Origin of the sequence: Streptomyces sp. NBC_01283 (assembly GCF_041435335.1) — a bacterium.
Classification (GTDB): domain Bacteria; phylum Actinomycetota; class Actinomycetes; order Streptomycetales; family Streptomycetaceae; genus Streptomyces.
Genome location: NZ_CP108430.1, coordinates 4,413,163 through 4,433,364, shown reverse-complemented (window position 1 = coordinate 4,433,364; position 20,202 = coordinate 4,413,163). Strand labels below are relative to the sequence as shown.

Below are 20,202 nucleotides of genomic sequence, written 5' to 3'. Positions count from 1 at the left end.
CCAGAGCCGCGCGCGGACCCAGCCGCTCTTCAAGCGCCTCGCGCCTAGCGCCCGGCGCCCCGCGCGCTACGCGTTCCGTTGCGCCGGCGGCAGCAACAGGTCACGTTCCGGGTGCTGTTCGCCCGAAACGCTGCCCTGGATCCCGAGGTCCTTGCGTGCCGCGTCGTGGAAGGTGTTGATGGCCCGGAACGCCTCTCGGTTCCGGTGGCGCCACTCGCTGAGGGTCCCCTCGATCCTGCCCGTGGCCAGCCAATCGATCTGCGCGACATGGGCGTTCAGTTCGTGGCCCGCTTCGACGGCGTCGTCACCGCCCATCAGCATGACCCGCTCGAAGGCACTGCCCCAGGCGCGCCCCGCCTCCGCCAGGTCGTCACGGAGCTCGTGTTCCGTCCGGCGATGATCCTGCATGCCGCCGCGCTGCTCGTAGAGCCGGACGGCCATGGCTATGCGCGCCTTCGCCGCGTCCACGTAATCGCCGTACGCCTCGACCTTCTTGTCGTCCCAGCGCGTGAGCAACTGATGCCGGTTCCGGCTGCGCTCCATCAAGTAGTTGGTGACGTGCGTGCTCAGGGCGCCGAGCAGGACGGCGGCCACTGTGACGAGCTGTTCGCCCGCTCCCAACGTTCCCCCAGGTCAGGTCAGCCGTACTCCTCAAGATGACTGAACGATCTTACGAGTGCGGCTGGGGCGGGGGAAGGCGATCGCTGGAACATGGGGCGAGGGGCACACCCCAGACACACCGTCATGTTCTGGTGGATACTACAAGTAGTCACACCGGCTTCATCGGCAACACCCGCAACATCAGACAGACCAGCAACGCCAGCTACATCAGCGGAGAATGGCTTTGAGCAGCACGTGGTTCATCTACAGCGGAGCCCTGATGGTGCTCCTGTCCATCGGGGTCCTGATCCTCGCGGGCAGACCAGCAACCCCTGTCCGGCGTGACGCCACATCGGTGGCGAGCGGCGTCGTCATCTTCGCCGCGGTGTGCGCACTGGCTCTGCTGCTCCACGCACCAGCTCACATCGCCGTGTCCGGGGCGTGTTTCTGGATGGCCGCGGCCATCACCGCCGTGCACGCCGTGCGTGGCCGTAGCCGCTCGCAGGGCTGACCGCGGATCACGGACCACTACGGGGTCTCGGACGGCCTCAGACGAAGAGCCCGAAGACATCGTCAAGTGACCAGACCTGCCAGCTCATTCCGAAGAAGCCGACCGCGGAGATCAGCGCCATCATCAGGTTCTGCCCCTGCTCGCCCCAGTCGTGGATCATCAGGACCAGATAGATCAGGTTGAGCACGAGGCCGCAGAGCAGGGCTATCGGCGTGAGGAAGCCGACGATGAGGCCGAGGCCGAGCGCCAGCTCCGCGTAGGCGACGACGTACGCCATCGTGCGAGGACGGGGCTTCGCCACGACCTCGAAGCCCGATCGCACGAAGGCCCAGCGGTGTTTGTCCGCGATCCCCGCGGCCCAGGTGATCCCGCCGCCGTCGAACCAGGTCTTCTTGTCCTTGTGGCGCCAGCTCTCCAGCCACCAGAGGCCGAGCCCGATCCGGAGAACGGCCAGCCACTCGGCTCCGCTGAGCCACATCGTCTGCATCGTGTGCCCTCCTTCGACCTGAACCATCGGGCCTGAACCATCGGGCCTGAACCATCGGGCCCGGTCCATCCGACCTGACGATGCGTCAGTTCAGCGGATCGGCGGCGATCGCGCAAGAGGCTGAGTTCAGGGTGAGCGCTTGCCGTCACCCCGGTGAGCCCATAGCCTAAATCTGATGGATCGTCAGATACGAGTCTCGGCAGCCGGCAGGCAGTAGGGGGCACAGCAGTGGTCAGTAGCGACGACGGCACCAAGGAACTCCCCAGGGTGATCAGCGTGGATGACCACGTGATCGAGCCCGCGCACCTCTTCGAGAAGTGGCTGCCGAGCAAATATCGCGACCGGGGACCGAAGCCCTTCACGGCCGGTATCGGCGAGCTGGAGTACATCGGCGGCAAGTACAAGTTCACGACCGACCCGGAAGGGCAGATCACCGACTGGTGGGAGTACGAGGGGGAGATCTTCCCGTACAAGCGCATCATCGCGGCCGTCGGCTTCTCGCGCGACGAGATGACGCTCGACGGCATCACGCGTGAGCAGATGCGCCGTGGCTGCTGGGACCCGGCGGCCCGCCTGGCGGACATGGACATCAACCACGTCGAGGCCTCCCTCTGCTTCCCGACGTTCCCCCGCTTCTGCGGACAGACGTTCTCCGAGGCCAAGGACAAGGAGGTCGGGCTCGCCTGCGTCCGGGCGTACAACGACTGGATGGTGGAGGAGTGGTGCGGGGACAGCCGAGGACGGCTGATCCCGCTGTGCCTCATCCCGCTGTGGGACGTGGACCTCGCCGTCGCCGAGATCAAGCGGAACGCGGCTCGCGGCGTGCGAGCGGTGACCTTCAGCGAGATTCCCACGCACCTCGGACTGCCGTCGATCCACTCCGGCTACTGGGACCCGTTCTTCGCGGCGTGCGAGGAGACCGGCACCGTCGTGAACATGCACATCGGCTCGTCGTCGCAGATGCCGGCGGCGTCGCCCGACGCGCCCCCGGCCGTCCAGGCGTCCCTGAGCTTCAACAACGCGATGGCCTCGATGATGGACTTCCTCTTCTCCGGGGTCCTGGTGAAGTTCCCGCGCCTCAAACTCGCCTACAGCGAGGGCCAGATGGGGTGGATCCCGTACGCCCTGGAGCGTGCCGACGACGTATGGGAGGAGCACCGCGCCTGGGGCGGGGTCAAGGACCTGATCCCGGAACCCCCGTCGATGTACTACTACCGGCAGATCTACTGCTGCTTCTTCCGGGACAAGCACGGTGTCGCCTCGATCGAGACCGTGGGCGTCAACAACGCCACCTTCGAGACCGACTATCCGCACGTCGACTCGACGTGGCCGCACACGAAGGCAGTGGCCGAGGACCACGTCGGCCACCTCCCCGAGGACGTGGCGTACAAGCTGCTCCGCGGGAATGCCATCCGCATGCTGGATCTGCCGTTCGACCGGGACCTGTAGGCGCGTTCACTCGTGGTGGGCCGGGCGTGCGCAGCCGGCTCCACCACCGGGCGCGGGAGTCGGGGCCGAACCGGGGCATCGGCCCGTGCTCACCGGGCGGCTATCGCAGGGTCTCGGCGTCGACGCGCGAGAAGACCAGCTCGCTCTCGCCGACGATGGGGCCGCGCCACCGCACCGGGGGTTCCGGCCGACGCAGGGCTCGGGGGTAGTTCTCGGGCCGGTAGTCGGTGGGCAGCCGGTAGGCGCGGAAGCCGTGCCGGGCCATGGTGTCCATCAACTCGTCGATGGAGTCGCCGAGTTGGCTCATGCGGTCCGGGGTGGCCTCCACGGCGATCTCCACATCCGGGCGGAGCCTCCCGAGTGCGGGAGCCAGGCCTCTCATGACGCCGCCCTCGGCGCCCTCCACGTCGATCTTGATCACGCGGGCCGTGGCGAGTTCGTCCTCGTCCAGGATCTCGGGCAAGGGCCTGGCCGCCATCTCGAAGCTCGACTCGGCGGGACCGTCGTACGGGACGATCGAGTTCGCCCCCATGTTGTTCGAGCTGGCGAGCACGAACGTCAGCTTCCTGTGGCTGTCGGAGACTGCCTCGTTGACCGTACGGACGTTGTGGCAGCCGTTGATCCTGACGTGCCGCAGTACGCGGTCGTGGAAGGCGGGGGACGCCTCGATGGCCACGACCCGCCCCGTGCCGCCGACGAGACGCGAGCCCAGGATCGCGAAGTAGCCGATGTTGGCGCCCACGTCGATGAACGTGTCGCCGGGGGCGAGACGGCTCCGCAGCCACCGCGTCATGTGCGGCTCCCACACCCCGTACAGGCTGATGTAGCGCTGAATGAGGTCGCGGGAATCGCAGGCGAAACGGGCCCCGAACCGCGCCTCGACCACGCGCTGACGCGGATGGTCGCGCAGGTACGGGTTGAGGAACCGGGCGGCGAGCGGCCCCTTGAGCAGCGAGCCGGGCGCGTTGCGCACGTAGCCGCGGCCGAGGGTGACCAGGGGTTCCGACACACGGTGGAGGGGGGTGCGAGGCATGGACGAGACCGTACGTAGTCCGCCGCGACCACGGCAAGATCGCCAGAGCCGCGCTGAGCCGGTCAGAGCCACCCTGAGCCGGTCAGAGCCGCTCAGCGCGTGTCGGCAGCCGTGCCATCAGCCGTACCGGGATAACGCCACTGCAAGGACCCCAGCGCCCGCGCCCGCGCCTCGACCACCGTCATGCGCGCCTCGCGCTCCGCCGTGTCGACGTGGGCGACCTGGCCGGTCATCTGGCCCTCCCACTTGCGGTAGAGCAGGCCGACCTCGGACGAGAACCAGCCGCGGGACGTCGAGTTCAGGGCGAGCAGAAGGCCCGTGTCCTCGGATGCCGGCAGCGCCATCCAGCCGCCCAGGGCCATGAGCAGGTCGCGGCGGACGAAGAGCGTCGCCGGATGCACCTGCGCGCGATAGTCGTGCGCGGCCCAGTAGTCGAGCACTTCCTGGAGCTCGATCGCCCCGGGCTCGGGATCGCCGGGGAAACCGGCGGTGGATCCGTCGGGCAGCAGATCGAGGACGCGTGACGTCGCCCAGCCGATGCCGCGGTCGGCTTCGAGGGCGGCGAGGTCGCGGGCCAGCACACCGGGCGCGAGCTGGTCGTCGGCGTCCAGGATCTTGACGTACTCGCCGTCCGCGTTCGCCAGAGCGATGGTCCGGGCGACCCCGGGGCCTCCCGCGCGCCCCTGCTTGAACGTGATCCGCTCGTCGTCGGGGACGTGGGGCGCGACCTGGTCAGTCGTCCCGTCCTCCTGGATCAGCCAGTGCCACTCCCAGCCCGCGGGCAACTCCTGCGCGCGGAGCGACTTGTACGCGTCGGCCAGGAAGTGTGCCGACGGTGCATGGACGGCCGTGACGATGATGATGCGCCGGCTCACGGCTCACCACCTTTCCAAGTGAGTCGTGAAGAGCAGTTCCGTGCGGTCGCCGGGCAGCGTGACATCGGACATCTCGACGACGCGGTCGTCCGTGTCGTAAAGGATCTTGCGCAGGACGAGCACCGATGTGCCGGGCGGCAGGCCCAGCTCCTCCGCCTCCTCCACCGTCGGGGGCCGCGCCGTCACCCGCTCCTCGACGCGGTCGATCTCGATTCCCACCGTGCGGAGCTGGTTGCTCGTCCCGCCCGGCCAGGGCTCCTTCGCCTCGTCGAGGAGGTCCGGGTTCTTCTTGACGAGGTCGCGGATCAGATACGACGTGACGAGGCCGAACGGATTCTGCTCGGCGCTGTACCGCGTCCGGTAGGTCCGCTCGACGAGCGCCGTTCCCTCCGCGACACCCAGGGCCGCCGCGATCTCCTCGGGCGCCTCGATCTCGCGGTACGCCGCGTGAAAGACGAGATCGTCGACCGTGAGGCCGGTGTCGTGCTCGGTCGCGCCCGTCGCCAGGCGCTGCCGCTCGGGTGCGCGGGCGCGGTCCTTCTCCCACTGGTGCCGCGCGTTGCTGCGCTGCACCCTCACACGCGGGCGGCGTACGAAGGTTCCGCGGCCGTGCTGCTTCTCGATCAGCCCCTCCGCCTGGAGTACGCGCAGGGCCTGCTGGACGGTGGGCCCGCTGCGACCTGTGCTCCTGATGAGGTCCGCCTCGGACGGCAGCCGGTCACCGGGTTCGAGCAGGCCTCCGCGGATCCGCGCACGGAGCTCGTCCGCGATCTTCTCGTAGGCCTTCGCCATCGGTGCTCACCGTCCTGTCGCCGCTCACCGGCCGGTCACGCTCACCGCCCTGTCGTGCACGCGGCTCAGCATACGACTCCTAAAGAGGACTTGACGGTCGAGCACCCTCCCAGCAGTCGCGGCAACTTCCGCGAGGCCTCTGGCCTGTTTCTCAAGCAGTAATCAAGCCGAGCATGCTATTAGGCGAACCCGGCCTGATCCGCGATATGGGCAAGGCTCGGCGATACGAAGCATGGCTCTACCACCGACCTGGGCCGAAGATGGTTGGCAGGGCGCCTCTGAAGGGGTGGAGGCCTATTGCCTCAATTAGGAGCGCCTGCCCCGCCGTATCGAAAAGCATCGGGTAACCGGATGCCTTGCAGGTGATGCGCGGCTGCCGCCGTGGCGGCGCGGGCATGAAAGTGCCCGATCGCTGGCGACGGGGGATGCACCAGCGATCGGGCTGGTGAAACAGTAACAAGACTGCCTGCTCGATGGGGTCAACCGCTCGACCGAATTGCCGAGTTGTGATCGGGATCACGTACGGGGGTGCCGCGTGATGCTCGACATCAGGCCATCCGTTGATCCTTGACTCCGTCAGTTGTCGCACGGCGGCTCGTAGGACAGCCGGGGCAGATACTCGTGCCATTTCTTCGGTGTCAGAACGTCCCGAGTGGTCGAGCAAATGCGGCGAATGGCCTCCTCGGTATCCAGGTTCCACAGGCGAACGGTGTCGGTGCCGCTCGAGATACCGAGCATGTTGCTTTGCGGACTGAACGACAAGAAACTGCCGGTCTTGGCGTTGGGGCTCATCGACTGGCCGATGGGGGCGACCTTGGCGGGGCGGGTGACGTCCCAGAGCCGCACCGTGTTGTCGTTGGCGCCGCTCGCCAGCGTGCGGCCGTCCCGGCTGTACGTCAGGGACACCACCGAGTCGGTGTGACCCGTGAGGGAGGCGCCCAGCTGGGTTGCCTTACGGGGATCGGTGATGTCCCAGAGCCGGACCGTGCCGTCGTCGCTTCCGCTGGCCAGCGCACGGCCGTCCGGGCTGTAGGCGAGTTCGTTGATGGGGCCCAGGTGACCCCTGAGGGGCTTGCCGATGAGGGTGGCACGGCGCGGGTCCGACACCTTCCAGAGCCGGATGGTGCCGTCCGCGCTGCCACTGGCGAGAGTTCGCCCGTCCCGGCTGAATTCGAGGGTGTTGACGTATCCCTTGTGGCCCGTGAGCGGCGCGCCCAGCTGGCGGATATGGGACGGGTCGCTGACGTTCCACAGCTGGATGGTGCGGTCCGTGTGGGCGGTCGCCAGCGTGCGCCCGTCCGGGCTGAAGGCCAGGGCGGCGGCGAATCGGGTCCGCAGCGCGACGGGCGGCCCGTAGGGGACCGGCTTCTTCGGGTCGGTGACGTTCCACAGCTGCACCGCGCGGCTTCCCGTCAGTACCGCGAGGGTGTGGCCGTCGGGGGAGAACACCGGCGAACGCACGTCCCCGACCCCGCCCCCGGGCCGGAACGGTTTGCCCAGTGACACGGGCCGGTTGGGCCGCTCCACGTTCCACAGCCGGAGCTGCTCGTCGCGCGCGCCCGTGGCGAGCACCTTTCCGTCGGGCCGGAACGCGCCGATGCGGCCGATCATGTCCGACGTCGGGATCGACCAGAGGCGGACCTTGTTGTCGCCGCTCCCGGTGGCGAGAGTGCGCCCGTCGGGGCTGAAGCCGAGCGCGTACATCTCCCCGCTGCTGCCCGCGAGGGACTCGCCGACCTGCGAGGGGTGGGCCGGATCCCGGATGTTCCACAGGCTCGCGGTGCTGTCGGCGCTGGCGGCCGCGAGCATGGTTCCCGCTGGGTTGAAGGACACGGACCATACGGCGCCGGTGTGGCCGGTGATCGGCGTGCCGAGCGACTTCGCATGACGCGGATCGGCCGTGTCCCAGAGCCGGATGGTGTTGTCCGAGCCGCCGCTCGCGAGCGTGCGGCCGTCGGGGCTGAAAGCCACGGAGTGCACGGTGCCGGTGTGGCCGGTCAGCACTTTGCCGAGCTTCTTCGGGCGGCGCGGGTCGGACGTGTTCCAGAGTCTGATCGTGCCGTCGTCACCGCCGGCCGCCAGTGTCCGGCCGTCGGGACGGAAGGCCACGGAGCGCACGGCGGCGGTGTGGCCGGTCAACGTGGCGAGTGCCTTCGGCCGACGCGGCTCCTCCACGTCCCACAGCCGTACGGTGTGGTCGTCGTTGGCGGATGCCAGCGTGTGCCCGTCCGGGCTGAAGGCGACGAGGTAGGTCGCGGCGCCACGGCCGGTCAGGGGATCCCCCAACCGACGCGGGTGACTGGGGTCCCGGACGTCCCACAGCCGGATCGTGCCGTCGTCCGATGCGCTGGCGAGGGTGGTGCCGTCCGGGCTGAAGACCGCGCTGCTCACCCAGCTCTTGTGACCCGTGAGGGGCTTGCCCAGGGGTTCGGGACGGGCGGGGTCCGACACGTCCCACAGCCGTACGGTCCGGTCGTAGCTGGCGGTGGCCAGGAGGCGTCCGTCGGGGCTGAACGAGGTGAGGTAGACGGCGCCCTTGTGGCCGAGGAGCGGTGTGGCCAGCGGCGCGTTCACGATCGAGAGCAGGCGGTTCCTGGCGCCCTCGTCGTCCGGGCGCAAGCGGTGCGCCACCAGATCGAGTTGGGCGGACAGCGAGGGGTCCGTGTGCTGGGCGCGATCGGCTTCGGCGACCACCTGCTCGAACACCGCGTCGTCCCGCTGCTGCCACGCGACCACCGCCGAAAGGGCGGCCACCACCGCCAGGACGACCAGGGCCGCCACCGCGCCACGGCTGACCCAGACCGTGCGCTTGCGCAGCCTGACGGACGCGGCCAGGAACTCCACCGTGCCCTTGGTCAGGAAGGTGCCGCCGGTGGTCTTCGTCCAGGCACGGGCCTGTTCGAGACGGGAACCCCGGTAGAGCAGCGCGGTGTCGCGGCCGGAGTCCTCCCAGGTCCTGCCGTCCTCTTCGAGGCGCTGCCGCAGCAGGTTGTCGTTCTGGTCCTCGTCGATCCAGTCGCGCAGCCGTGGCCAGGCGTGCAGCAGAGCCTCATGCGTGATCTCCACGGTCTCCGCGTCGAGTGTCACCAACCGGGCGCGTACCAGCGCTTCGAGGGATTCATCCGTCTTGTCGGGATCCGTCGACTCCTCCGCCAGCTGGCGCCGCGTCCCCCGCCTACGGGTGGCCTGGGTGTCCTCGCCCAGCCGGACCAGCCTGAGCAGGAGCAGCCTCGCGGCCGTGCGCGCAGCCGGGTCGAGGCCGGACCAGGCCTGCTCGGCGCTCGCCGCCACCGCTCCCTGGATTCCGCCCGCGGCGCGGTAGCCGGCCAGCGTCAGCCTGCCCGTCTTGCGCCGCTGCCAGGTGGCGAGCAGGGCGTGGGAGAGGAGCGGCAGCACTCCCGCGTCGTGGGTACCGCGGGGGCCGTCCGTGCTCACCTCCCGGACGATCAGTTCCGCGAGCCCCGGTTCGAGCTCAAGCCCCACGGCCTTGGCCGGGCCGGTCACGGCCTCGCGCAACTCCGGGGTGGTCAGCGGCCCGAGCACCATGTGCCGGTGCTGAAGGGCGTCGGCGAGTTCGGGGTACCCGAGGCAGTGCTCGTAGAAGTCGGCGCGGATACCGAGGACGACGAGCGCGGGAGCCGGCTCACCGGAGCCTTGGCCTTCACCGTCCCCGTCCCCGTCTCCGGGGGAGCACGCGGCCTGAAGGAGCTGAATAAAGGTGCGGGTGCTCGCCTCGTCGGAGGAGAGGGTGAACGTCTCCTCGAACTGATCCACGATGATGACCGGCCGGCCGCCGCCCGAGTTCTCGCACCGCGCCCTCGCCACGACGGCCTCCCGCACCGCCCGCGCGAAGTGCGGAGTACCGGGCTCCGCCGCCCCTGAACCCTCGGTGGCGGAGAGGATTTCCGCCAGCTCAGGTATCTGGCGGGTCAGCTCCGCGAGGGGATCGTGCCCCGGTACGAGCTGCAGCACCAGGCCCGGCTTGCTGTTCCCGTCGCTCAGCGCGCCGTTCTGCAACGCGGTCACCAGGCCGGCGTTCAGGAGCGAGGACTTCCCCGCCCCCGAGGCGCCCACGAGCATGACCAGGCCGCCCGTCCCCTCCACCGCGCGGAGCTGGGAGATGAGGGCATTCGTGCTCCGCTCCCGGCCGAAGAACCACCGGGCGTCTTGCTGACGATAAGGAGCGAGTCCGCGATAGGGACACACACTCGGCAGGCCGGGGGAGTCGCCGGGAAGCCGCCGCTCCTCTTCGTCCACGGCCGTGGTGGCGGCCCGCCCCCCGATGGGATCGGCCACGGCGTGCTCCCAGAGGAGCTGCCACTGGGCCATGTCGTAGAGGCCCGCGGACACCGGAGCGGGCTGCTCGCGGCGTGCTTCGGGTATCAGGACGTGCAGCACCGCCGCGAGGGCGACGAACTGGGCAGGCACGTTCTTGGCCCGCCGCCAGTCGCTGATCCGCTGGGCGGAGACCCGCACGGTCCGCCCTCGCTCGTCGACCCGCTGCAGCCGGACGACCGCCTCGGCCACGCGCTGAAGGGGAGGATTGCCGGCCTCCTTGTACAGCAGCGCGAGGCGTTCCGCGAAGGCCGTGCGTGCCCCTGAGTCGGAACTCAAGGCCTCCACCCCTTACTTCCTCCGCACCTGGATATCCGGACCGGAAAACTCACTTTATATCGCTGACCTGCGGATTAGTTGTCCGGACAACAGTGGAACCTCCTCTTCCGGCACCCCAACTGGCAGGATCGCGATGCGGTAGCGGACCAACCGCGCAGCGTCAGAGCAGGTCACCGCCTCGGTACGCGTAGACGGTGCTGCACGATGCCGCACGGCGCCTCGGCTGGTTTCCGCCGATCGCATCCGGACCGCCGTCACACCGACTGCGGTTCCGCCTTTCCTCGATCCGCGCCATTACGCCGATGTGGCACGGATCGAAGCAGACTGCGTCGTTCGGCACCGGTCCCCACAGGGGAGGGACCGGTGCCGAATCGACGCGGGGTCCGCGGAGAGGCGCACTCGTACGTGACGGCCTGCCCGGCACGGCGGCGATCACGTTCCGCGCTGCGTACCCTCGGCCCGCGAGACGAGTCAGGCCCGGCTTTCCTGCCTGTTCCTGGAAACCGGGCCAGCCCTGGTGTTTCAGCTGCCGGGCAACGTGGGCGGGTCAAGCGAGTTGGCCGACGTCAGTCGAGCCCGTTCAATCGATCTTGGTTGCGCACTCGGAGCCCCCACAACTCCTCGCCACCGTCATCCTTGAAGCGCACAGCACCCGCACGGACCAGGAGCTGCCGAAGTTCGTCGTCCGTAAAACCACCGATGTGATGCTTGATCTTCTCGAAGCTGCGCAAGGGCGCCTCCCGGGCATGCCGACGCGGTCACTGGAGGGACCCGGAGCGGCAGTCACGCAGGAGGACGCGCAGGTGGGCGCGCCTACGAAACAGGTGAGGCGCCTACTCTTGAGAGTAGGCGCCTCACCTGGTGTTTCAGCTGTCGGGGTGGCGGGATTTGAACCCACGACCTCTTCGTCCCGAACGAAGCGCGCTGCCAAGCTGCGCTACACCCCGATGTCGTTGCTCCACCTGCCCGCATTGCTGCTGGCCGTGGCGACATCGATTACTTTAGCGGACCAATGCCCGGAGACGAAATCCGGTTTTCGGGCCCCTGGGGGGAGGGGCGGGCCGGATGCGGTCCAGGCCTACCAGGAGCGCGGCGAGGGCGTAGAAGGCCAGACCGAAGAAGACCGCGTTGGCCAGGACTCCGGGGTAGCCGTGGGCGTCCACGTCCAGGAACGGATACGTGTAGCGGGCCGTCGAGCCGGGGGCCATGAGCGCGCCCCGGAGCAGGGCGAAGACCAGGTAGGCCAAGGGGTAGAGCATCCAGCGCGCGGCGTGGCGCAGCTGGAGGGTGCCGGGGGCCGTCAGCAGGAGCCAGTTCAGGACCGCGCCGATCGGGGTCACCGTATGCAGCAGGTCGTTCGAGAGGGTGCGCCAGCCGGACAGCGCCGTCGCGGCGTCCCCTGTCATGGAGAAGCTGCTCGCGTCATTCGCCAGGACGAGGTGATAGACGAGGCCCGTGATCGAGATGAAGAGCAGCGTGCCGCCCGTCACCACCGGTGGCAGCGGGCGCCGGCCCTGCCACGCCTGGCGCGCCGAGAGCGCGAAGACCACCGCCACCAGCACATTGCTCTGGATCGTGAAGTAGCTCAGCACCCGCAACGGGCTGCCTACGTAGAGGTCGATCGCGATGCCGGTGATCGCCGCCAGCGCGACCAGCGCCCGGAACACCCCGGCCACGGGCCGTCGTACCGGAGGCACGACCGCCTCCGTCGGGGCGTACCAGGGCGTCGGCGCGATCATGACTCCACGCTAAGCACCCTCCCGCCCGGCCGCGCGCGGTCGGCGTCCGCTCGGGCGGGAGAGGCGGGAGAGGCGGGAGAGGCGGGAGGGAAGCGGGGTCAGAGGCCAGCGGGTCAGACGCCGCCGGCAGAGCGCTCCGTCAGCGTCAGGAGCGTCACCTCGGGCAGGCACGCGAAGCGCATCGGCGTATATCGGTTCGCGCCGCAGCCCGCCGAGACGTGCATGAAGGACGTCCGGCCCTCCGCTTCGTGCCGCGACAGGCCCTTCACCCGCTGCCTGTCCAGGTCGCAGTTGGTGACCAGTGCCCCGTAGAAGGGGATGCACAGTTGACCGCCGTGCGTGTGCCCCGCGAGGATCAAGGGGTAGCCGTCGGCCGTGAAGGAGTCGAGGCTGCGCAGGTACGGGGCGTGCACGATGCCCATCGAGAAGTCGGCGCCCGTATCGGGGCCGCCCGCCACGTGCTCGTACCGGTCGCGCTTGATGTGCGGGTCGTCGATTCCGGTCAGGCCGATCTCGTAGCCCTCGATCTTCAGCGCGCCCCGCGTGTTCGTGAGGTTCACCCAGCCCCCGGCGTCGAACCCGTCGCGCAGGTCCTCCCAGGGGTTGTGGATCACGCCGACGACGGGTGCGTTGCCGTTCAGGCCGTGCCTGCCCTGCGACTTCTCGACGAGGTAGCGGGCGGGGTTGCGGGGCTTGGGCCCGTAGTAGTCGTTCGAGCCGAAGACGTACGCCCCGGGGAACTGCATCAGCGGGCCGAGCGCGTCCAGCGTCTCCGGCACGCCCTCCGGGTCGGAGAGGTTGTCCCCGGTGTTGATCACGAAGTCGGGGCGCAGGCCCGCCAGGGACCGCAGCCAGCGCTGCTTCCTGCGCTGCCCGGACACCATGTGGATGTCCGACACCTGGAGGACCCGGAGCGGCCGCATCCCCGGCGGCAGCACGGGCACCGTGACCCGTCGCACTCTGAAGGAGCGGGGTTCGATGCCCACCGAGTAGACAAGACCGGCGGCGGCCGTCGCCGTGATTCCCAGGGGTACTGCGTATCGCGCGCGCATCCACCCATGGTGTCAGACCTGAAGGGCCGGTAAATCTGCGGGCGTCGGGGCGTACGCACCTGCGACAATCACGGCATGACCACGCTCAAGTCGAAGCTTCAGGAAGACCTCACCGCCGCGATCAGGGGGCGTGACGAGCTGCGCTCCTCGACGCTCCGGCTGACCCTCACCGCGATCACGAAGGAGGAGGTCTCGGGCAAGACGGCCCGCGAGCTCTCCGACGATGAAGTGCAGAAGGTGATCGCCCGCGAGGCGAAGAAGCGCCGCGAGGCGGCGGAGGCGTTCGCCAACGGCGGTCGCGCCGAGCAGGCCGAGAAGGAGAAGGCGGAGGGCGAGGTCCTCGCCGAGTACCTGCCGAAGCAGCTCTCCGAGGACGAGCTCCAGGCGATCGTCGCCCAGGCCGTCGAGGAGGCCAGGGCCGCCGGTGCCGAGGGGCCGCGCGCCATGGGCCAGGTCATGAAGATCGTGAACCCGAAGGTCGCGGGTCTGGCGGAGGGCGGCCGCGTCGCCGCCGTGGTGAAGAAGCTGCTCGCGGGCTGAACAGACGGTAAGAATCAGCAATAAGCAGTACTCCGGTACGTGAGTGGGGCGCCCCCCTGAAGCCAGGGGGGGCGCCCCACTCACGTACGTACTGAAGAACGGACTACGGGAGACCTACTAGGGGACTACCGGCCCCAGCCGCCGATCCCGCCCCCATTGCCGCCCCCGTTGCCGTTCCCACCGTTCCCGCCGCCGCCGACGAGGTCCGGCGGCAGGGTGATGTCACCCCAGGGATCGTCGTCGCCGCCGTTACCGCCACCGCCGTTGTTGCCGCCACCACCACCGTCGTGACCGCCGCCGCCCGGCTTGTTGTCCTCGTGCGGCTTCTCCTTGTCCTTGTCGCCGCCCGGGATGTGGACGGTGTTGAAGCCGGGGGCCGGCTTGCCCGCGAGCGCGCCGCTCATCGCGTCCCGCCAGATCGGACCCGGGACCTCACCACCGAAGACCTTGCCGTACGGGACTCCGCCGATGGTGATGTCGACCATCCGCCGCTTGTGCTGCGGGTCGCCGACCCAGACCGCGCCCGACATGTTCGGGGTGTAGCCCACGAACCAGGCGGCGTAGCGGAAGTCGGTCGTACCCGTCTTGCCCGCGCTCGCGCGGGAGCCGAGACCGGCCTGCTTGCCGGTGCCGTCCTCGACCACGCCCTTCAGGAGGGTGTTGACCGTGTCGGCCGTCTTCACCGACATCGCTCGCGAGCACGTCGACTTCGGCACCGGCAGCGACTTGCCGCCCGGAGCGGCGATCGACTCGATCGCGACGGGCGTGCAGTGCTTGCCGCGCGCCGCGAACGTGGCGTACGCGCCCGCCATCGTCAGCGGCGACATCTCCTGGGTGCCGAGCGCGATCGACGGCGCCTGGTCGATCTTCCGGCCGTCGGCGCGCTCGACGCCCATCTTCTTGGCCATCTCCGTCACCGGGCAGATCCCGATGTCGCCGATCATCTCCACGTAGTAGGTGTTGACCGACTTCGCGGTTGCTTCCCGCAGGTCGTACGGGCCGACCTCGGCTTCGTTCTCGTTGGTCAGCTTCGCGTTGCCCGAGTTCAGCCACTTCTTGCCGTCGCACGCCGCGACGCTGCTGGGATACGGCATCTCGTACGGCGAGTCGTAGCTCTTCGTCGGTGGTGTTCCGCCCTCCAGCGCGGCCGCGGCCACGATCGGCTTGAACGTCGATCCCGGCTGATAGCCGGCGCCGCCGCCCATGGAGTCGTCCACCGACAGGTTGATCGTGGTCTCGTCCTTCTTGAAGCCGTAGGGCCGCGACTGGCCCATGCCCAGGATCTTGCCGGTGCCCGGCTCGACGAGGGTGGCCGCCGTCGCCACGTCGTCGGACTGGTTGACGTGATCCTTTATCGAGGCCTGCACGGACTGCTGGGCCTTGGGATCGAGTGTCGTCCTGATGCGCAGACCGCCCTGGTTCCAGACCTTGGCCCGGGCCTCCTTGGTCTTGCCGAAGACCGGGTCGGAGAGGAAGACCTCGCGTACGTAGTCACAGAAGAACCCGGCGCCGCTGACCGCCGTGATGCAGCCGTTCTTGGGCTTGCTCACCTTCAGGCCGAGCGGCTTCTCCTTGGCCGCGGCGGCCTCCGCCTGCGTGATGTCGTGCGTCTCCGCCATCCGCTGGAGGACGACGTTGCGGCGCTTGGTCGCTTCCTCGGTGTCGTTGACCGGGTCGTACCTGCTGGGGGACTGCACGATGCCGGCGAGCAGCGCGGCCTCCTGGACCTGCAGTTCCTTGGCGGGCTTGGAGAAGTAGCGCTGGGCCGCGGCCTCGACGCCGTACGCCTGCTGGCCGAAGTAGGTGATGTTCAGGTAGTTGCTGAGGATGCGCTTCTTGCCGAGCTTGTCCTCGACCTGGATCGCGTACTTCAGCTCGCGGATCTTGCGCCCGAGGGTCTGCTGGGTGGCTTCGGCGACCTTCGTGGGGTCGTCGCCCGCCTCCTCGACGAAGACGTTCTTCACGTACTGCTGGGTGAGCGTGGACGCGCCCTGGGAGACGCCGCCGCTCTGCGCGTTCTGGTTCAGCGCGCGCAGGATGCCCTTCGCGTCGACCGCGCCGTGCTCGTAGAAGCGCGAGTCCTCGATCGCGACGATCGCCTTCTGCATGTACGGCGAGATCTCCTTGAGGGGGACCACCGTGCGGTCACGCGAGTAGACCGTGGCGATGGAGCCGCCCTGGCTGTCGAGGATCGTGGTGCGCTGACTCAGCGGCGGCTGCTTCAAGTTGGACGGGATGTCGTCGAACCCCTCCACCGAGCCCTTCGCCGCGAGGCCGAGCGCGCCGGCCGCGGGCAGGGCGATACCTGCCAGCACGGCTCCCGCGAGCACGCTGACACCTAGGAACTTCGCGGCCTGCTGAGTTGGTGACAGACCACCGCCCGAGCGCTTCTTTCCCATGGGGGCAGCCTACGTTCTGATTCGCCGGACAGGCCTCAATGCCTTGGCCTAAGCTGCTCTCAACTGTCACAGCAGTGCGGTTCGGCAACAACCCTCCGCCGGTCCCGAATCCCGGACGGGGGCCTCCCCTGCTCTTCCGGAGCTCCGAGTGAGCTCGTGGGACGCGCCCGGAGCCGGCCCGGATCGAGCCTTGATCGAGCTTGGGAAAGCGCCCGAATTCGCCTCATGCGGCATTCGATGCCCGTTGTGGCCCAGCTGAAGTGCCCTCATTTGCCGGGTTAATCACGCATGTCGCCAGCTCACTCCGTCGGGTGATCTGCCGCTTACGCATAGTCCGTTCGGGCCATCCAAGATTGGGCCCGAAGGGGGTGTTGCGCTGTGCCCACCTTCCGTAACGTCCTCAACTGGCGGCGGTGAATATGCCGCTGCCGCCGTGGGGGAGCCTCGATTCGGGAGAGGACGGCGCCGGTATGGGCTGGGTAACCGACTGGAGTGCGCAGGCGGCCTGCCGCACTACCGATCCAGATGAACTGTTCGTTCAAGGAGCAGCGCAGAACAGGGCCAAGGCGGTGTGCACCGGCTGCCCGGTGCGCACGGAGTGCCTGGCCGACGCGCTGGACAACCGCGTCGAATTCGGCGTGTGGGGTGGCATGACTGAGCGGGAGCGTCGCGCATTGCTGCGCAGGCGTCCCACGGTCACCTCGTGGCGCCATCTGCTGGAGACGGCGCGCTCCGAGTACGAGCGTGGCGCGGGCCTGCTGCCCGTGGACTTGGAGGACGACGAGACGTACGAGAGCTACGCGGCAGTGGGTTAGCGCCCGTCAGCCGCGTGGCGGTGGGGTAGGGCCCCCACCGGCCGCGTGGCAGTGGGAGCGGGAGCGGGCGCCGGAGGGAGTGGGTCGGACCCACTGCTCAGGCAGCTCGGGCCGGACCACCGACACTGGTCACCGGTTCGGATCACCATCACTGGTCACCGGGTCGGCCACCATTACTTGGTCACCGGGTCGGATCCTTGTCACTGGTCACCGGGATCACCGGCCGCGAGCCGGTCCCCGATGGCCCGAAGGCCTGCCAGGTCGTGCACGTCACCCGGCAGAGCCGTCACTTCGGCCACGGCAACCTCGGGGTGAAGCGCGGTGAAGCGATCGCGCGTGCGCTTTTCGCGCGCGAGCAGTTGCATGCGTTCCGCGTGCAGTCGCAGCAGGCCGACGGTCAGCTGCGCCACGGGCGGATGCGTGTCATGGGGATGCGCGTCATCGAGTGCGGAAGATGCGGGAGTCGGGGAACCGCCGGGGGCCTCGGTGGAGTTGCCGGGAGCTTCGTGGGATGCCTCGGGAGAAGCCTCGCGGGGGTTACGCAGTCGAACCTTCCCTTCCTCCTGATCCACAATGCGGCTCTCTTCAAGATTTTCCGCGGCGGCAAGCGCCCGCTCGGCCGAGAGCTGAGCGGCGCCGCTGCTGTGCACCCTGTTCAGCACGAGACCGGCGAGCGGCATGTCGTCGGCCGCCAGGCGCTCCACGAAGTACGCGGCCTCCCTGAGCGCGTCCCGCTCCGGCGAAGCCACCACGAGGAACGCCGTGCCCGGCGCCTGGAGCAGCCGGTAGGTGGCGTCCGCGCGGGTCCGGAAACCGCCGAACATGGTGTCCATGGCAGCCACGAACGTCTGGACGTCACGCAGCAGTTGGCCGCCGAGCAGCTTGCCCAGGGCCCCCGTCATCATCGACATCCCGACGTTCAGGAACTTCATCCCGGCCCGGCCGCCCACCTTCGCCGGGGCCATGAGCACCCGGATCAGCTTCCCGTCCAGGAAGGACCCGAGGCGCTTCGGCGCGTCGAGGAAGTCGAGGGCCGACCGCGAGGGCGGCGTGTCGACGACGATCAGGTCCCACTCGTCACGTGAGCGCAGATGCCCCAGCTTCTCCATCGCCATGTACTCCTGCGTGCCCGCGAAGCCCGCCGAAAGCGACTGGTAGAAGGGGTTGTTGAGGATCGCGCTCGCCCGCTCCTTGTCCGCGTGCGCCTCGACGATCTCGTCGAAGGTGCGCTTCATGTCGAGCATCATCGCGTGCAGCTCGCCCTCGCCGGACGGGCTCTCGATGTCCTTGACCCGGCGCGGGACGTTGTCGAGCGAATCGATCCCCATGGACTGGGCGAGCCTGCGTGCCGGGTCGATGGTCAGGACGACGACCTTGCGGCCCCGTTCGGCGGCGCGCAGGCCGAGGGCCGCCGCCGTGGTGGTCTTGCCGACGCCTCCGGAGCCGCAGCACACCACGATGCGGGTCTTCGGGTCGTCGAGCAGGGTGTCCACGTCGAGCGTGCGGGCCGGATCCAGGGGGCGTGTCGTGTCCGGGTCTCGTGCCGGGTCCGAGGTCATGCGATCCCTTGCTTCCGCAGTTCCGTGGCGAGGTCGTAGAGCCCCGCCAGGTCCATTCCCCCGGCCAGCAGGGGGAGTTCGTGCAGGGGGAGGCCCAGCTCGCCCAGGACGGCCCGCTGGGAGCCCTCCAGGGCGTACCGCTCGGCGTACTCGGCGGCCTGCTCCAGGAGCGGGTCGACCAGACGCTCGGCGACCCCTCCGCGGCGGGCCCCGCCGAGCCCGGCGGCGGACAGGGACTTGGCGATGGCGGTACGCGGGGTCTCGCCGAGGCCGAGCTCCAGGGCGTCCTCGTCGAGCAGCGCGGGCCGCACCATGTTCACGATGACGCGCCCCACGGGGAGCTTGGCGGCGCGCAGCTCGGTGATCCCGTCGGCGGTCTCCTGGACGGGCATCTCTTCGAGGAGCGTCACCAAGTGGACCGCTGTCTCCGGAGACTTGAGGACGCGCATCACGGCCTGCGCCTGATTGTGTATGGGGCCGATCTTGGCCAGGCCCGCGACCTCGTCGTTCACGTTCAGGAAGCGCGTGATGCGCCCCGTGGGCGGCGCGTCCATCACCACGCAGTCGTACGCGTAACGCCCGCTCTTGTCCTTGCGGCGTACGGCTTCACAGGCCTTGCCGGTCAGCAGGACGTCCCGCAGGCCCGGTGCGACCGTGGTGGCGAAGTCGATGGCGCCGAGTTTCTTGAGCGCGCGTCCCGCGCCCCCCAGCTTGTAGAACATCTGGAGGTAGTCGAGCAACGCCAGTTCGGGGTCGATGGCGAGGGCATACACCTCCCCGCCCCCGGGAGCGACGGCGATCTTCCGCTCCTCATACGGCAGCGCTTCGGTCTCGAAGAGCTGCGCGATGCCTTGTCTGCCCTCAACCTCCACGAGGAGAGTGCGCTTGCCCTCCGTCGCGAGGGCGAGCGCGAGTGCGGCGGCCACCGTGGTCTTGCCGGTACCGCCCTTGCCGCTGACGACCTGGAGCCTGCTCACACTTCCGAGCCTAACCAGTCGCCGTCCGGACTAAGCAGGAGGCCACCGTGAGCAGCGCCTCACAACGGCTACAGTCGGCCATATGACCAAGTGGGAATACGCAACCGTGCCGCTGCTCGTCCATGCCACGAAGCAGATTCTGGACACCTGGGGCGAGGACGGCTGGGAGCTCGTCCAGGTAGTGCCCGGGCCGAACAACCCTGAGCAGCTCGTGGCCTACCTGAAGCGGGAGAAGCAGGCATGAGCGGCGCCGTGGAGGCGAAGCTGGCCGAGCTCGGGCTGACGCTGCCCGAGGTCGTGCCGCCGATCGCCGCCTACCAGCCGGCGATCCAGTCCGGCGTGTACGTCTACACCTCGGGGCAGCTCCCGATGGTGGAGGGCAAGCTTCCGATGACCGGCAAGGTCGGCGGGGAGGTGACCCCCGAGGAGGCCAAGGAACTGGCCCGCACGTGCGCGCTGAACGCGCTCGCCGCGGTGAAGTCCGTCGCCGGTGACCTGGACCGGATCGCCCGCGTCGTGAAGGTCGTCGGCTTCGTGGCGTCGGCCCCGGACTTCACGGGCCAGCCCGCGGTGATCAACGGCACGAGCGAGCTGCTCGGCGAGGTGCTCGGCGACAAGGGCGTGCACGCCCGCAGCGCCGTGGGTGTGGCGGTCCTGCCGCTGGACGCGCCGGTCGAGGTCGAGATCCAGGTGGAGCTGACGGAGGCGTAAGCGCCGCCCTGGGTGCCTCATCGGCTGCCTCCTGGCACCCGATAGTTGC

The 20,202-nt window shown here is 69.1% G+C and carries 18 protein-coding genes and 1 tRNA gene; 6 read left to right on the top strand and 13 right to left on the bottom strand.

The features are described 5' to 3' along the window. Positions 1-66: 66 nt before the first annotated feature. Positions 67-621: a hypothetical protein gene (locus OG302_RS20115; RefSeq protein WP_371528044.1), complete on the bottom strand. Its 555-nt coding sequence runs from the start codon at positions 619-621 to the stop codon at positions 67-69. A 223-nt stretch (positions 622-844) separates the two neighbouring features. Here OG302_RS20115 and OG302_RS20110 point away from each other — a divergent pair, with 223 nt between their 5' ends. Continuing rightward, on the top strand, positions 845-1,111 hold the full coding sequence (locus OG302_RS20110; protein ID WP_371528043.1) for a hypothetical protein: 267 nt from the start codon (positions 845-847) through the stop codon (positions 1,109-1,111). A 37-nt stretch (positions 1,112-1,148) separates the two neighbouring features. On the opposite strand, the gene OG302_RS20105 is transcribed toward OG302_RS20110, so the two are convergent. Continuing rightward, the gene (locus tag OG302_RS20105) at positions 1,149-1,598 is read right to left on the bottom strand and encodes a DoxX family membrane protein (RefSeq protein WP_371528042.1); all 450 of its coding nucleotides are present in this window, start codon (positions 1,596-1,598) and stop codon (positions 1,149-1,151) included. 228 nt (positions 1,599-1,826) lie between these two features. On the opposite strand from OG302_RS20105, the gene OG302_RS20100 reads away from it, so the two are divergent. Then, a complete protein-coding gene (locus tag OG302_RS20100) occupies positions 1,827-3,047 on the top strand; it encodes an amidohydrolase family protein (protein ID WP_361829215.1) in 1,221 nt (406 codons plus the stop codon). Positions 3,048-3,147: 100 nt separating this feature from the next. Here OG302_RS20100 and OG302_RS20095 read toward each other — a convergent pair whose 3' ends face one another. From OG302_RS20095 to OG302_RS20060, 8 genes are all read right to left on the bottom strand, one after another. Continuing rightward, positions 3,148-4,080, bottom strand: coding sequence for an FkbM family methyltransferase (locus OG302_RS20095; RefSeq protein WP_371528041.1), 933 nt, complete (start codon positions 4,078-4,080; stop codon positions 3,148-3,150). A gap of 92 nt (positions 4,081-4,172) precedes the next feature. Further along, on the bottom strand, positions 4,173-4,955 hold the full coding sequence (locus OG302_RS20090) for a glycosyltransferase family 2 protein (protein WP_371528040.1): 783 nt from the start codon (positions 4,953-4,955) through the stop codon (positions 4,173-4,175). Positions 4,956-4,958: 3 nt separating this feature from the next. After that, positions 4,959-5,747 (bottom strand): GntR family transcriptional regulator, encoded by a 789-nt coding sequence (locus OG302_RS20085; protein ID WP_371528039.1) that lies wholly within the window; start codon positions 5,745-5,747, stop codon positions 4,959-4,961. A gap of 576 nt (positions 5,748-6,323) precedes the next feature. Continuing rightward, the gene (locus tag OG302_RS20080) at positions 6,324-10,370 is read right to left on the bottom strand and encodes an AAA family ATPase (protein WP_371528038.1); all 4,047 of its coding nucleotides are present in this window, start codon (positions 10,368-10,370) and stop codon (positions 6,324-6,326) included. A gap of 557 nt (positions 10,371-10,927) precedes the next feature. After that, on the bottom strand, positions 10,928-11,092 hold the full coding sequence (locus tag OG302_RS20075) for a hypothetical protein (RefSeq protein ID WP_371528037.1): 165 nt from the start codon (positions 11,090-11,092) through the stop codon (positions 10,928-10,930). A 142-nt stretch (positions 11,093-11,234) separates the two neighbouring features. Then, a tRNA-Pro gene (locus OG302_RS20070) sits at positions 11,235-11,308 on the bottom strand. 54 nt (positions 11,309-11,362) lie between these two features. Then, positions 11,363-12,100, bottom strand: a complete 738-nt coding sequence (locus OG302_RS20065) for a Pr6Pr family membrane protein (RefSeq protein WP_371528036.1) — start codon at positions 12,098-12,100, stop codon at positions 11,363-11,365. 113 nt (positions 12,101-12,213) lie between these two features. Further along, positions 12,214-13,152, bottom strand: coding sequence for a metallophosphoesterase (locus OG302_RS20060; RefSeq protein WP_371528035.1), 939 nt, complete (start codon positions 13,150-13,152; stop codon positions 12,214-12,216). Between the two features lie 75 nt (positions 13,153-13,227). Between OG302_RS20060 and OG302_RS20055 the strand changes: the two genes are divergently transcribed. Next, positions 13,228-13,692, top strand: coding sequence for a GatB/YqeY domain-containing protein (locus tag OG302_RS20055; RefSeq protein WP_371528034.1), 465 nt, complete (start codon positions 13,228-13,230; stop codon positions 13,690-13,692). A gap of 125 nt (positions 13,693-13,817) precedes the next feature. On the opposite strand, the gene OG302_RS20050 is transcribed toward OG302_RS20055, so the two are convergent. Beyond that, a complete protein-coding gene (locus tag OG302_RS20050; protein WP_371528033.1) occupies positions 13,818-16,091 on the bottom strand; it encodes a transglycosylase domain-containing protein in 2,274 nt (757 codons plus the stop codon). A 470-nt stretch (positions 16,092-16,561) separates the two neighbouring features. Between OG302_RS20050 and OG302_RS20045 the strand changes: the two genes are divergently transcribed. After that, complete coding sequence (locus OG302_RS20045) at positions 16,562-16,906, top strand: WhiB family transcriptional regulator (RefSeq protein ID WP_361829254.1); 345 nt, start codon at positions 16,562-16,564, stop codon at positions 16,904-16,906. A gap of 200 nt (positions 16,907-17,106) precedes the next feature. Here OG302_RS20045 and OG302_RS20040 read toward each other — a convergent pair whose 3' ends face one another. Beyond that, a complete protein-coding gene (locus OG302_RS20040) occupies positions 17,107-18,465 on the bottom strand; it encodes an ArsA family ATPase (RefSeq protein ID WP_371528032.1) in 1,359 nt (452 codons plus the stop codon). Then, complete coding sequence (locus tag OG302_RS20035; protein ID WP_371528031.1) at positions 18,462-19,442, bottom strand: ArsA-related P-loop ATPase; 981 nt, start codon at positions 19,440-19,442, stop codon at positions 18,462-18,464. The genes OG302_RS20040 and OG302_RS20035 overlap by 4 nt, the downstream gene beginning before the upstream one ends. 82 nt (positions 19,443-19,524) lie before the next feature. Between OG302_RS20035 and OG302_RS20030 the strand changes: the two genes are divergently transcribed. Both OG302_RS20030 and OG302_RS20025 read left to right on the top strand, forming a co-directional pair. Then, on the top strand, positions 19,525-19,686 hold the full coding sequence (locus tag OG302_RS20030) for a DUF4177 domain-containing protein (protein ID WP_003975360.1): 162 nt from the start codon (positions 19,525-19,527) through the stop codon (positions 19,684-19,686). Beyond that, the gene (locus tag OG302_RS20025) at positions 19,683-20,153 is read left to right on the top strand and encodes a RidA family protein (protein WP_371528030.1); all 471 of its coding nucleotides are present in this window, start codon (positions 19,683-19,685) and stop codon (positions 20,151-20,153) included. Before OG302_RS20030 ends, OG302_RS20025 begins: the two co-directional genes overlap by 4 nt. Positions 20,154-20,202 lie beyond the last annotated feature (49 nt).

Excerpts from the sequence above, each read along its gene's own strand:
- OG302_RS20045 (WP_361829254.1), top strand. The coding sequence starts at position 16,562 with ATGGGCTGGGTAACCGACTGGAGTGCGCAGGCGGCCTGCCGCACTACC.
- OG302_RS20085 (WP_371528039.1), bottom strand. The coding sequence starts at position 5,747 with ATGGCGAAGGCCTACGAGAAGATCGCGGACGAGCTCCGTGCGCGGATC.
- OG302_RS20030 (WP_003975360.1), top strand. The coding sequence starts at position 19,525 with ATGACCAAGTGGGAATACGCAACCGTGCCGCTGCTCGTCCATGCCACG.
- OG302_RS20055 (WP_371528034.1), top strand. The coding sequence starts at position 13,228 with ATGACCACGCTCAAGTCGAAGCTTCAGGAAGACCTCACCGCCGCGATC.
- OG302_RS20050 (WP_371528033.1), bottom strand. The coding sequence starts at position 16,091 with ATGGGAAAGAAGCGCTCGGGCGGTGGTCTGTCACCAACTCAGCAGGCC.
- OG302_RS20040 (WP_371528032.1), bottom strand. The coding sequence starts at position 18,465 with ATGACCTCGGACCCGGCACGAGACCCGGACACGACACGCCCCCTGGAT.
- OG302_RS20025 (WP_371528030.1), top strand. The coding sequence starts at position 19,683 with ATGAGCGGCGCCGTGGAGGCGAAGCTGGCCGAGCTCGGGCTGACGCTG.
- OG302_RS20065 (WP_371528036.1), bottom strand. The coding sequence starts at position 12,100 with ATGATCGCGCCGACGCCCTGGTACGCCCCGACGGAGGCGGTCGTGCCT.
- OG302_RS20095 (WP_371528041.1), bottom strand. The coding sequence starts at position 4,080 with ATGCCTCGCACCCCCCTCCACCGTGTGTCGGAACCCCTGGTCACCCTC.
- OG302_RS20105 (WP_371528042.1), bottom strand. The coding sequence starts at position 1,598 with ATGCAGACGATGTGGCTCAGCGGAGCCGAGTGGCTGGCCGTTCTCCGG.
- OG302_RS20060 (WP_371528035.1), bottom strand. The coding sequence starts at position 13,152 with ATGCGCGCGCGATACGCAGTACCCCTGGGAATCACGGCGACGGCCGCC.